The organism is Guyparkeria sp., from assembly GCF_046545975.1.
Classification (GTDB): Bacteria; Pseudomonadota; Gammaproteobacteria; order Halothiobacillales; family Halothiobacillaceae; genus Guyparkeria.
On the sequence record NZ_JBKGYT010000052.1, the window covers coordinates 1 to 12,861 of the forward strand.

9 protein-coding genes are annotated in these 12,861 nt (G+C 69.0%); 5 read left to right on the top strand and 4 right to left on the bottom strand.

The features are described from left to right. The 3 genes from ACLFMY_RS06235 to parE all read right to left on the bottom strand — a co-directional run. Positions 1-2,339: hypothetical protein (locus tag ACLFMY_RS06235; RefSeq protein WP_410763740.1), on the bottom strand; the 2,339-nt coding region annotated here is incomplete at its 3' end. Further along, positions 2,339-4,093 carry an autotransporter assembly complex protein TamA gene (locus tag ACLFMY_RS06240; protein WP_410763741.1) on the bottom strand — a complete coding sequence of 585 codons (1,755 nt, stop codon included), beginning with the start codon at positions 4,091-4,093 and terminating at the stop codon, positions 2,339-2,341. The genes ACLFMY_RS06240 and ACLFMY_RS06235, both read right to left, overlap by 1 nt. 5 nt (positions 4,094-4,098) lie before the next feature. After that, on the bottom strand, positions 4,099-6,003 hold the full coding sequence (gene parE / locus ACLFMY_RS06245; protein ID WP_410763742.1) for a DNA topoisomerase IV subunit B: 1,905 nt from the start codon (positions 6,001-6,003) through the stop codon (positions 4,099-4,101). A gap of 222 nt (positions 6,004-6,225) precedes the next feature. Here parE and trxA point away from each other — a divergent pair, with 222 nt between their 5' ends. Further along, positions 6,226-7,089 (top strand): thioredoxin, encoded by an 864-nt coding sequence (gene trxA, locus ACLFMY_RS06250; RefSeq protein ID WP_410763743.1) that lies wholly within the window; start codon positions 6,226-6,228, stop codon positions 7,087-7,089. Positions 7,090-7,101: 12 nt separating this feature from the next. Next, positions 7,102-8,013 carry a cation diffusion facilitator family transporter gene (locus tag ACLFMY_RS06255; protein WP_410763744.1) on the top strand — a complete coding sequence of 304 codons (912 nt, stop codon included), beginning with the start codon at positions 7,102-7,104 and terminating at the stop codon, positions 8,011-8,013. A gap of 29 nt (positions 8,014-8,042) precedes the next feature. Here ACLFMY_RS06255 and ACLFMY_RS06260 read toward each other — a convergent pair whose 3' ends face one another. Then, entirely contained in the window at positions 8,043-8,561 is a 519-nt protein-coding gene (locus ACLFMY_RS06260) for a GlcG/HbpS family heme-binding protein (protein ID WP_410763745.1), read from the bottom strand. Positions 8,562-8,679: 118 nt separating this feature from the next. Between ACLFMY_RS06260 and ACLFMY_RS06265 the strand changes: the two genes are divergently transcribed. The 3 genes from ACLFMY_RS06265 (at position 8,680) to ACLFMY_RS06275 (ending at position 12,802) form a co-directional block, all read left to right on the top strand. Next, positions 8,680-10,578, top strand: a complete 1,899-nt coding sequence (locus tag ACLFMY_RS06265) for a DUF294 nucleotidyltransferase-like domain-containing protein (RefSeq protein ID WP_410763746.1) — start codon at positions 8,680-8,682, stop codon at positions 10,576-10,578. A gap of 178 nt (positions 10,579-10,756) precedes the next feature. Beyond that, the gene (locus tag ACLFMY_RS06270) at positions 10,757-11,017 is read left to right on the top strand and encodes a DUF4212 domain-containing protein (protein WP_410763747.1); all 261 of its coding nucleotides are present in this window, start codon (positions 10,757-10,759) and stop codon (positions 11,015-11,017) included. A gap of 21 nt (positions 11,018-11,038) precedes the next feature. Next, positions 11,039-12,802, top strand: a complete 1,764-nt coding sequence (locus ACLFMY_RS06275; RefSeq protein WP_410763748.1) for a sodium:solute symporter family protein — start codon at positions 11,039-11,041, stop codon at positions 12,800-12,802. Positions 12,803-12,861 lie beyond the last annotated feature (59 nt).

Consider the following 12,861-nt stretch of genomic DNA (forward strand, 5'->3'; position numbering starts at 1 on the left):
CCGATGTCGGCGCTCGGCACGCCGGCGGCAAGGCGGGCCGTGCCATCGACCTGCAGCCGGCCCGGCAACTCGAGGGTTTCCGGGTCCGCCCCCGGCCACTGCTGCCAGAGCGCCATGAGCGACAGGTCCCCGCTGGCACGGGCATTCACCGTCTCGGGGTCGCGATCCGCGTCCAGGCACAACCGCCCGGTCTCGGACGCCGGCATCCCGGCACTGACCGGCCGCAGGCAGAAGGTTTCCAGTCGCTGACGTTGCGCATCGATGGTCAGGGTCGCCGGCTCGGCCAGCGCCCAGTCACCCACGTCGGGGCGGGAGAGATCGAGGCGATCCAGCCGTCCCCGCCACTGCGCACCGTCCCAGCCCCCGTCGGCGGCCAGTCGGAGCCCGACCATCGCATCGGCGTCCATCCGCAAACGGTGGGCCTCGGGCGTGCCGTCGGCCCGGATGGACAGGCGGTCGATCAGTCTCTCCTCGGCACCGACGGCGCGCAGATCCGCCGCCTCGAGCGACAGCCGCAGGTCATCGTTCGCCTCATCCCCCCCGATTCGGCCATCGACGGCCAGTTCACCGAGCGAATGCCCGGCAAGCACCAGGGAACGGGCCGTCAGTTGCAGCCGCCCGTGCGGGTCGAGCAACGGACCGACCAGGTCGACATCGGCATCGATCGCTCCGTGGGCGACGTCCGTCCCGAGAGCGGAGAGGTCCACGCCCGCCACGCGCTCGACCATGTCCCAGGGCAGCGCGCCGAGATCCGGCACCGACAGTTGCAGCCGGCCGTCGTCGATCAGCCAGTCGTCGAGTTCGGCGGCTGTCGCCAGTCGTCCGCCGGCCTCGAGCCGCGCCCCCGGCATGCTCAGCTCGCCCCGTGACAGGGCGGCCTCGCCGTCGGCCAGGCGGCCCTGCGCGTCGAGCTGCAGGCGACGCGGCTCACCCTCGACGCCTGATTCGGCCAGCACCGCCCGCAGGGCCTCCAGTTCGACCCGGCTCTGCGCCAGCCAGTCCGCTGCCGACAGCGGCTCCCCCCAGTCCGGCAGACGCCCGTGGACCCGGCCGTCGCTGGCGAAGACCAGTGCGGGCCGCTGCCCGTCGAGCAGCGCCGCGGCGACCGGCAGCGCTTCGATCCGCCAGTCGGCCTCGAAGGCACGCTCGGCATCGAGCCGGGCGTCGAGCCGCAGATCGCCTCCCCCGGCGCGGCCATCGACCCCGAGCGTGACCAGGTCCGAGGCAAGGTCGCCCTCGATGTCGATCGCCTCAAGCCGCTCTCCCGCCAGCTCGCCGTCGAGCCGGTCGATCGCCAACCGCCCGGCGACGGGCAGCCATCCGTCGGCGCGCGACACGTCGATCGAGACACCAAAATCGAGATCTCCCGGCAACCCGGGGGTAAACCACGCGGGATCGACAGACTCGCCCCGCCCCGCGAGACGAAGCGACCAGTCGGCCGCCAGCTGCGCCGCGCCGTCGAGCGCCAGTCGTCCCCCGAGCGCATCGATGACGAGGTTCGAGATGGCCAGGTCCGTGCCCTCCAGCGTCATCGCTCCGCAGACGGCGGCCGGCTGGCCGTCGGCGCCGATCCAGTCCAGCGTCGGGCGCAGAACGAGCGCCGCGAGCGCCTCCCCGTCGACGTCGACATGGCCCGACAGCCAGCCGACGGGGTGATCCATCAGAAGCTCGATCCTGCCGATCGCCGGCATCGACCCGGCCAGCTCGACGGCGATCTCGCCCCGGCCATCCAGCCGCACGGCATCCGGCATCTCGAGCGCGAGCTCGGCGAGATCGAGTTCGAGGCGGGGGCGATCGACCCGGGCATCCAGCAGGGCGGCGAACTGCGCGGTCTGGACACGCGTGTCCCGCTCGCCCTGGCGAATCACGACCGACTCGGCACGCAGGGATTCGACCTCGACCAGCCAGGGCGGCAGGGGCAGGTCATCCGGGTCGAACCCGTCGCCCGGCCCCTCCGCCGCCTCCTCCCCGGCCGGCGGCAGGTCGACGAGCACGTCCCGGATAAACAGGTCCGCCAGCCGCAGCTGCCCGCGCCAGAGCGCGCCCGGGTCGATCTCGAGCCGCAGTTCGGCCGCCTCGACGGCCGCGCCTTCCTGCGGCTGCCAGGCCAGCCCCTCGAGCCGCAATCCGCGCCAGGGCGTGCCCTCGACGTCCTCGACCGTCAACGCGGACAGGCGCTGTTCCGCCTGGTCGAACGACCACTTGGCGCCGGACGGCGTGCTCGTGAGCCACCACAGCGCCACGGCGGCCAGCATGAGCACCGTCAGTGCCAGCCAGCCGCCGAACAGGACCAGTCGTCGCAACCAGACCAGAGCGGCGATCAGGGCACGACCGAGCATCAGAACGCCGCTCCCAGGCCGAGGTGCAGGCGCGGCAGGCCACCCGAGCCGTCGAGCGGCTGGGCGACGTCCAGCCGCACCATGCCCACCGGCGAGCGCCAGCGCACCCCGACCCCCGCACCGGTCTTCAGATCGGCCTCCGGGTCGGTGTAGGCATTGCCGGTATCGACGAAGCCGGCCAGGTACCAGTCGTCGCCGACCACGGGATACATGGCCTCGAGGCTGCCGGCGAGGAGATACTTGCCCCCGGTACGGGTGCCCTCCTCGTCACGCGGCGAGAGCGATTCGTAGTCGTAGCCGCGCACGGAGCGGTCCCCGCCGGTGAAGAAGCGCAGGGTACGAGGGATCGAGTCGAAGTCGTCGGTGCTGATCATGCCGGCCTCCGCCCGGCCGGCGAAGATCCAGCGTCCCAGGGGATAGTAACCGCCGGCCAGGCCCCGGGCGCGAACGAAGTTCGCGGCGGATAACACCGGCTCGGCCGCCCCTTGCAGCGAGACGTCGAACACCACGCCCCGGGTCGGGAACAGGGGATCGTCCAGCCCGTCGTAGCCCAGCCGGCCGCCGACGATGGCAAAGCCGTTGGACTCGGCCGGATTGTCGCCGTAGCGCGTGCGGTCGAGCAGGTATTCCGTGAACAGCGACCGCGTCCAGCGGTCCGTCTCGCGCACCCACTGCACCCCGCTCGCCGCCTCGGTGGTCACGATCGAGTTGTTGTCGTGCCGCGTGATCCGGGCGTAGATGTCGTAGCGCTCGCGAAGCGGATCCGCCGAACGGGGGATGCTGTAGCTGGTGTCCAGCCGCTGCTCGATGGCGGACAGCTGGGTACGCGCGGCCCAGCGATGTCCCCGCTTGTTGACGTAGCGACGCTTGACGCTCGCGCCCACCCGCGGACCGACGTCGGTCGCGTAGCCGCCGCGCAGCTCCCAGGAGGTGCGCGGACTCCGGCGGGCGACGACATCCACCGGCACGTCGAGATCCTCCCGCCGGTCCAGGTCGGGCCGGACCGAGACCGAGTCGAAGTACTCGGTGCCACTCAAGTTCTGGTTGATCGACAGCAGGTTGCGGCTGGTATACGGCGCGCCCCGCTCCACGCCCGCCATTTTTCGCGCCAGTTCGGGGTTCAGGACCGTCTGCTCGATGTCCAGCTCGCCGAAGCGGTAGCGGGACCCGGCATCGAGCGCCAGGGCGATGTCGGCGGCCTGTTCCGCGGGATCGACCCGGATCTCGTGGCGGGAGAAGCGGGCATCGAGGTAGCCGAGGCGCTGCACGCGGGTGAGCAGCCCGTCGCGCAGGGCATCGTAGGCCGCCTGGTCGAGCGGTGCACCGACCTCGGGGCGGTTCTCCTCGACGAAGCTGCGGACCGACTCGATCGACTCGATGCTGTCGGCCAGGTCGATCTCCACCGACCGGACCGTGGTGACGGGCCCTTTCTCGACATGCAGCGCCGGGTCGCGACAATCGTCGCGCACATCGATGCGTCCCTCGATGCGCGCATTGAAGTAGCCATGGGCCTGCAGCGCCTCTTCGGCGGCGCGGGCCGCGGCATCCACATAGCGCCGGATCTGCGCGGTGCTGGCGTTGCAGGAGAAGGTCACCCGGGGAACCGACAGGCCGACGTTGGTGATCAGGTCGACCTCTTCCAGCCCGGTGAGCTGGAGGTTCGGGGCGGCATGAGCGCCGGCGGGAGCGACGAGCAGCCACCCGGCGAGCAGGCTGCGCCGGATGAGGCACCCCCGGGCCGGCCAGTCCGCCATGGCTGCTATACCACCTCGGCGAGATCGCCGTTGCGTTCCAGCCAGGCGCGCCGGTCGGCGGCGCGCTTCTTGGCCAGCAGCATGTCGAATACCTCGATGGTGTCGTCGCCCTCCACCTTGAGTTGCACCAGCCGGCGCGTGGCCGGGGCGAGGGTCGATTCGCGCAACTGGACCGGGTTCATCTCGCCCAGCCCCTTGAAGCGCGTCACGTGGATCTTGCCACGCCGCCCCTCGGCCTGGAGGCGATCGATCAGCCCGTCACGCTCGGCCTCGTCCAGGGCGTAGAAGGTCTCCTTGCCGATGTCGACCCGGTACAGCGGCGGCATGGCGACGAAGACATGCCCGGCGTCCACCAGCGCGGGGAAGTGACGCAGGAACAGGGCCGAGAGCAACGTGGCGATGTGCAGCCCGTCGGAATCCGCGTCGGCGAGGATGCAGACCTTGCCGTAGCGCAGCTTGGAGAGATCGTTCGAGCCCGGCTCGAGGCCCAGTGCCACGGCGATGTCGTGCACTTCCTGGCTGGCGAGCACCTGGCCGGGGTCGGTCTCCCAGGTGTTCAGGATCTTGCCGCGCAGGGGCATGATCGCCTGGAAGTCGCGTTCACGGGCCTGCTTGGCCGAGCCGCCGGCCGAGTCGCCCTCCACGAGGAACAGCTCGGTGCGAGAGAGGTCGGTGGAGGCACAGTCGGCCAGCTTCCCGGGCAGGGCCGGGCCGCTGGTCACGCGCTTGCGGGCGACCTTCTTCTCGCTCCTGATGCGGCTCTGCGCCGACTCGATCGCGATCTGGGCGATCCGCTCGCCGATATCGGGATGCTGGTTGAGATACAGCGAGAGCGCGTCCTTGACCACGCCGCCGATGAAGCTGGCCGACTCGCGCGAGGACAGGCGCTCCTTGGTCTGTCCGGCGAACTGCGGGTCGTGCAGCTTGGCGGAGAGCACGAAGCGCACCCGGTCGAAGACGTCCTCCGGCGAGAGGCGCACGCCGCGGGGCAAGAGGCTGCGGAACTCGCAGAACTCGCGGATCGCCTCGGTCAGCCCCTGGCGCAGGCCGTTGACGTGGGTGCCGCCCTGCAGGGTGGGGATCAGGTTGACGTAGCTCTCGGTGAGCCCCTCGCCGGGTTCCGTGGCCCAGACGACCGCCCAGGAGACCTCCTGCGCGCGCCCGCCGTCGGGTGCCTTCATGTGGCCGACGAACCCCTCGGCGGGAAGCACCTCCTGGTCGGCAACGCTCTCGAGCAGGTAGTCGCGCAGGCCGTCGGCGTAGCACCACTGTTCGCTCTCGCCGCTGGCCTCGTCGGTCAGGCTGACCGTCAGGCCCGGGCAGAGCACCGCCTTGGCGCGCAGCACGTGCCGCAGCCGGGCCATGTTCATCCGCGGCTGGTCGAAGTAACTGGTATCCGGCCAGAAGGTCAGCTTCGTGCCGGTGTTTCGCTTGCCGACCGTGTCGATCACCTCCAGCGGGCGGGTGACCTCGCCGTGGGCGAACTCGATCCGGTGCAGCTTGCCGTCACGCTTGATATCCACGACCAGCCGGTCGGAAAGCGCGTTGACCACCGACACGCCCACGCCGTGCAGGCCGCCGGAAAACTGGTAGGACTTGTCCGAGAACTTGCCGCCGGCGTGCAGGCGCGTGAGGATCAGCTCCACCCCGGAGACGCCATGCTCGGGATGGACGTCCACGGGCATGCCACGCCCGTCGTCGACCACCGTCAGCGCGCCGTCGGCATACACCGTGACGTCGATCCGGCTCGCGTGGCCACTGATCGCCTCGTCGACGCTGTTGTCGATCACCTCCTGGGCCAGGTGGTTGGGCCGGGTGGTATCGGTGTACATGCCCGGGCGCTTCCTGACCGGATCAAGCCCGGTGAGCACCTCGATCGAGCCGGCGGTATAGTCGGATCTTTCAGCCATAATCAACGGTTACATGGAGTGGGACGACGCGGACGCGACTGCGTCCGCACGCGGGGATCAGCAGAAAGTGTACACGCACCCGCCAAGGTTGCCCTTGAAATGGACGCGCCGCGCCGCCATATCGGCGCCGCGTCCGGTCACATTCCGAGACTCACCCGGCCCGGCTGCTTGATGAAATGGCCGGGCCAGCGATACCGTCAATCGATCGAGGACAGCCAGACCATGAGCGAGAGCGAGAACGTCTTTTCCGTTTCCACCCCCGAGTTCGCCGAGAAGGTGATCGACGCCTCCCGGGAGACGCCCGTGCTGGTCGACTTCTGGGCCGAATGGTGCGGGCCCTGCCGCCAGCTGATGCCGGTGCTCACCCAGGTGGTCGAGGAGATGGACGGCCAGGTGAAGCTCGCCAAGGTGAATACCGAGGAGGAGCAGGAACTTGCCGCGCAGGTCGGCGTGCGTAGCCTGCCCACGGTGATGCTGTTCGTCGGCGGCCGTCCCGTCGACCAGTTCCAGGGCGCCCTGCCGGAAGGCCAGATCCGCGAGTTCGTCGGCCGGCACGTGCTCTCGGAAATCGACAAGCTCCGCCGCGAGGCACAACAGGTGCGCGCGGCCGGCGCACTCGACCAGGCGATGGACCTGCTCCGCCAGGCCAACCAGCAGGAGCCGGGCAACGTCGAGGTGCTGCTCGACATCGCCGACCTCATCGCCGAGCAGGGTGACCTCGACCAGGCCTGGGAGATCCTCGAGGCCCTGCCGGTGGACGCGGCGACCCGCGATGACGTGCGCGAGTTCAAGGCGCGCATCGGCATGGCCCGCTCGGCGCAGTCCGGCCCGCCCGAGGACGAGCTCCGCGCCCGGATCGAGGCGGACCCGAAGGACCTCGAGGCCCGCGAGGCGCTGGCTGCCAAGCTCGCCATCCGCAACGACGTCGAGGGCGCGCTCGAGCAGTACTACCAGATGATGCTGCGCGACCGTGAATGGAACGACGACGCCGGCCGCCGGGGCATGATCGACCTGTTCGAGATGCTGGGCAGCGACCATCCCCTGACCCGCCAGTACCGCCGCAAGATGTTCGGCCTGCTGCACTGAGCAGGGAACGGCATGCACGCCCACGACCATGTTCCCGATGCGATTGACCGCGCCGGACGAGCGCTGGGGATCGGCATTGCCCTCAATCTCGGCTTCGTCATCGTCGAGGCCGTGGCCGGCATCCTCGGCCAGTCGATGGCGCTGCTGGCCGACGCGGCGCACAACCTCGGCGACGTGCTGGGATTGGTACTCGCCTGGGGCGCCAACCGGCTGACCCGCCGACTGGCCAGCTCCCGTTTCAGCTACGGACTGGGCAGCAGCACCATCCTTGCCGCGCTGGTCAACGGCATCACCCTGCTGCTGGTCTCGCTGTGGATTCTCTGGGAGGCGGGCATGCGCCTGGCCGACCCGCCGGCCGTGCACGGCATGGTCGTGATCGGGGTCGCCCTGGCCGGCGTGCTGGTCAACACCGCGACCGCCTGGCTGCTGCTGTCCGGGCAGAAGGACGATCTCAACCTGCGCGGCGCCTTCCTGCACATGGCCGCCGACGCCGCCGTCTCGGTGGCTGTCGCCATCTCGGGGCTGCTCGTGCTGCTGACCGGTATCGCCCGGATCGACCCCATCCTCGGCATGGTGGTGAGCCTGGTGATCCTGGTGCCGGCCGCCGGGCTCGTGTGGCGCTCCCTGCAACTGGTGCTGCACGGTGTCCCGGAATCCATCGACCTGGACGATGTCGCCCGATTCCTGGAGGAGCAGCCCGGGGTGGCGAGTCAGCACCACCTGCATGTCTGGGCCCTGTCGACCCGCGAGACGGCCCTGAGCGTGCATCTGGTGATGCCCGATCCGCCTGCGGATCCCGATGCCTTCTTGGGGGAGCTGCAGGAGGAACTGCTGGAACGGTTCGCGATCCGCCACGCCACCATCCAGATCGAGCAGGGACGCTACCCCTGCCCCATCGATCGGCACGAACCGACGCCGGGCTGAACACGCACCCTCAGCATGCCCGGCCGTTCTCAGCGCAATTCGAGCCGCTCGTAGAAGGCGTCCAGCGCCTCGCGCGCGCAGGCGGCGTCCTTGTCGCCCCCGGGCGCCCCGCTGATCCCCAGCGCGCCGATGGTCGCCCCGCCGGATTCGATCTTCACCGCGCCGTCGAGCACCAGGACGCCGTCGACGTGGTTCATCTCCATGCGGATATCGTCGCGAGCCTCGCGGAACGCGCCGGAGTCCACGCCGGACAGAATGACGGCACGGGCCTTGTCCGTGGCGATCTGCCGGGTGAAACGCGGCGCGCGGGTGGCCCGCATCATCACCTGCGGATCGCCCGACGGGTCGACCACCACCGCCGTGACGGCATAGCCCCGATCGGTGCAAACGCTCACGGCCTTCTCCGCGAGGTCTGCCGCGAGCCCCATCCCGATGCGCTCGACGGCCACCACGTCGCCGGCGCCGTCTGCACCCTCCCCGGCGTGAGCGAGCATCGCAGACGTCAGCAACACCGGCGCCAGCAGCCGGCCGGCCTTCACTCCCCTCATGGCAAATCCTCCGCTATGGTGGTGTAACGTTTTCGATCAATCACTCGCGGGATAGGGGTGATGCCTTCCCGCACCCCGGGGCCGAGCATAGCCGGCGTGAACAGAGGATGAAGCGAGCATGGGCGATTCACGACGCGACGACCTGACGGAGGAAGCCCGGGACGCACTCGAGGCATTGCGGCGCATCGCTCCCTTCGACCGGATCGATCCCGCGGTACTGGGCCGCGCGATGCCCGAGGCCCGCATCCGCCGGCTCGAGCGCGGCGAGGTATTGCTCGAACCGCGCATGGGCCCGCCCGAGTCGTTCTTCGTGCTGCTGTCCGGGCGGGTCGACGGCCTGGCGGGTGACTCGGACGGAGAGCCCGTGTGGTCGCTGGGGCGCGGCGACAGCTTCCCGCTGGGGGCGCTGATGGAAAAGCGCGCCGTCGGCACCCGCCAGGTCGCCGCGGAGGATGGCGAGGTCGTGGTCCTCCCGGCGGCGGCCTTCCAACGCCTTCGCCGGGAGAGCGAGGACTTCGCCGACTTCTGCAACCGCCGCATCGGCCACCTGCTCAGCCGCCCACCGCAGCCCGCTGGCGGCGGACGGGAAACCGGCATGGCCGGACAGGGGGCGATGCTCGACCCGGCCACGCCCATCCGCCAGCGGCTGGAGACCAACCCGCTGCACCTCGACGGCGACACCCCGCTGGCCGAGGCCGCCGGGCGCCTCGAGACCTCCGGCAGTGAGGCCATCCTCGTGGAACTGGACGGCGGCTGGGGCATCGCCACCCTGCGGGACCTGGCCTTCCGCGGGATCGTTCGGGCGCAGGACCCGGACGCCATGCTGGCCGACATCGCCACCCGCGACCCGGTCACCGTCGACGCGGACACCTCGCTGCTCGAAGCCGCCGTCACTCTGGCCGAACACGGCTTTCATCACCTGCTGGTCACCGACGGCGACCGCCCGGTACCGCTGGGCGTCCTCGACGAGGCGAGCCTGTACCGCGTCAACGCGATGACGCCGGGCCTGATGCACCAGCGCATCCGTCGGGCCGACGGCATCGAGGCACTCGCGGCCATCCGTCAGGAGGTACCGGGCATCGTCGGCGCCCTGCTCGATTCGGGCTCCGGCTTCGCACCGATCAGCCGCATCGTCAGCGGCATCAACGACGCCATCGCCCACCGCGTGATCACCCTGACGTTCGAGGACGCCCCCCTGCCCGACGACCTGCGCTGGTGCTGGCTCACCTTCGGCAGCGAGGCCCGCTCCGAGCAGACGCTGGCGACCGACCAGGACAACGGCCTGGTGTTCGACGGCACGAGCGATCCCGCCGAGACGCGCCGCCACCTGCTGCCGCTGGCCCGTCACATCAACGAGGCCCTCGACGAACTCGGCTACCCGCTGTGCCCGGGCAACATCATGGCCGGCAACCCGGATTTGTGCCTGTCGGTCGAGGAGTGGTCACAGCGCTTCCGCGGCTGGATCGACCAGGGCACGCCGGAACACCTGCTCAACGCGACCATCTTCTTCGACGCCCGTGCCCTGGCGGGCGACGAGTCGCTGTTCGACCGATGGGCCGGCAGCTGGCGCGAGCCGGCGAGAAAGAACAGTCGCTTCCGGCGGCAACTGGCGGCCAACGCGCTGCGACTGCAGCCGCCGCTGACACTGTTCGGCGGTTTCCGCACCCGCAGCCGGCAGGGTCAGCGCGGCATCGACATCAAGACCGACGGTGCCACCCCCTTCGTGGACGCCGCGCGCATCGAGGCGCTGGCACAGGGCGCTGCCGTCACGCGCACCGACCAGCGCCTGGCGCTGGTCCCCCAACGCGCCCTGCCGGCCGAGGATCTCAAGGCCGCCTACGACTTCATCCAGCGCCTGCGGCTGCGACACCAGTACGAGCAGATCGGCCGCGGCGAAAGCCCGGACAACCTGATCGACCCCGACGGCCTCGACGGACTGACCCAGCGCCTGCTCAAGGAGGCATTCCGCATCGCCCGCAAGCTTCAGCAGCACCTAGCGATCGCCTACCAGCTCTGACCCGGGCCGATACCGGACTGCCCCAGCCTCCGGCAAAAGGTTCCCATTCGGCCCGCTGTTCCAGTAGGCTTACGGTGCGCCGGGAACCGGGCCTGCAGGACGGGCGCCGGGAAAACCGGTCGAGGAAGGAAGACAACACGTTCGGAACCCACCGAATCGATAACTCGAGGAGCCACTTATGGAGCAAAGTTCCAATCGCGCCGATTACTGGCGCGCCAATCTGAGGGTGCTGTTCGGCTGTCTGGCCGTCTGGTTCCTGGTTTCCTACGTCTTCGGCATCCTGCTGGTCGACGTGCTCAATCAGGTCTCGCTGGGCGGGTATCCGCTGGGCTTCTGGTTCGCGCAGCAAGGCTCGATCTTCACCTTCGTGGTGCTGATCTTCTTCTACGCCTGGCGCATGAACGCCATCGACAAGAAATTCGGCGTCGCCGAAGACTAAGAACCCGGGAGCCTGACACACATGGAACTGCAGACACTGATCTACCTGGTGGTAGGTGCCACCTTCCTGCTTTACTTCATCCTCGCGATCATCGCGCGGGCCGGCACGACCAGCGAGTTCTACGTCGCCGGCAAGGGCATCAACCCGATCGCCAACGGCATGGCGACCGCCGCCGACTGGATGTCGGCCGCCTCGTTCATCTCGATGGCCGGCCTGATCGCCTTCAACGGCTACTCCGCTTCCGCCTACCTGATGGGCTGGACGGGCGGCTACGTCCTGCTGGCCATGCTGCTGGCTCCGTACCTCCGCAAGTTCGGCAAGTTCACGGTGCCCGAGTTCATCGGTGACCGGTTCTACTCCAACACCGCGCGCGTGGTGGCGGTCATCGCCCTGCTGGTCATTTCCCTGACCTACGTCATCGGGCAGATGAAGGGTGTCGGCGTGGCTTTCTCCCGCTTCCTCGAGACCTCGGTCGAGGTCGGCCTGTTCGCGGGCATGGCCATCGTCTTCGTCTACGCGGTACTCGGCGGCATGAAGGGGATCACCTACACGCAGATCGCGCAGTACGTGATCATGATCTTCGCCTACACCGTCCCGGCGATCTTCATCTCCCTGCAGCTGACCGGTAACTTCCTGCCGCAGATCGGCACCGGCGGAACCGTCACGGACGGCTCCGAGCAGTACCTGCTGCAGAAGCTCGACATGGTGCTGGTCGATCTGGGCTTTGCCGAGTACACCGACACGCCGGACCTGCTGAACACCTTCCTGCTGACGCTGGCGCTGATGATCGGTACCGCCGGGCTGCCGCACGTCCTGGTGCGCTTCTTCACCGTCCCGCGCGTGCGTGACGCGCGCAAGTCCGCCGGCTGGACCCTGCTGTTCATCGCTATCCTCTACACCACCGCTCCGGCCGTCGGCGCGATGGCGATGTGGAACACGTTGAAGACCGTGCAGGACACCGACCAGATCGGGGCCGAGGACGGCAACCTGGTCTACGAGGAGCGACCGGACTGGATGAAGAGTTGGGAGACTACCGGCCTGCTCAAGTTCGAGGACAAGAACGACGACGGCCGCATCCAGTACTACAACGACGACAACGAAGAGTTCGCGGCCAAGGCCGAGGAAGAATACGGCTGGGAAGGCAACGAGCTGACCGTCGACCGTGACATCATGGTCCTGGCCAACCCGGAAATCGCCAACCTGCCGAACTGGGTCATCGCCCTGATCGCCGCCGGTGGTATCGCGGCCGCCCTGTCGACCGCCGCCGGCCTGTTGCTGGCGATCTCCTCGGCGATCTCGCACGATCTTCTCAAGGGCGTGTTCATGCCGAACATCTCCGAGAAGAACGAGTTGATGGCCGGGCGAATCTCGATGACCGTCGCGATCATCATTGCCGGCTACCTGGGCCTCAACCCGCCCGGCTTCGCCGCCCAGGTGGTGGCACTGGCCTTCGGCCTGGCGGCCAGTTCGCTGTTCCCGGCACTGATGATGGGCATCTTCTCCAAGCGGATGAACAAGCAGGGCGCGATCGCCGGCATGCTGGCCGGTCTGACCGTCACGCTGCTGTACATCTTCTGGTACAAGGGCTGGTTCTTCATCCCGGACACCAATCCGCTGCCGGACGATGCGGACAACTGGCTGTTCGGGATCAACCCCACCTCGTTCGGTGCCATCGGCGCGGCCGTGAACTTCATCGTCGCGATCATCGTCGCCAAGATGACCACGCCGCCGCCGGCGGAGATCCAAGAGCTGGTCGAGGACGTCCGCGTACCGCGCGCGAGCTGATCCCCGACCCGTCGGCCGGTCGCAACCGGTCGACCCGAAACGACAAAACCCCGGGCTTG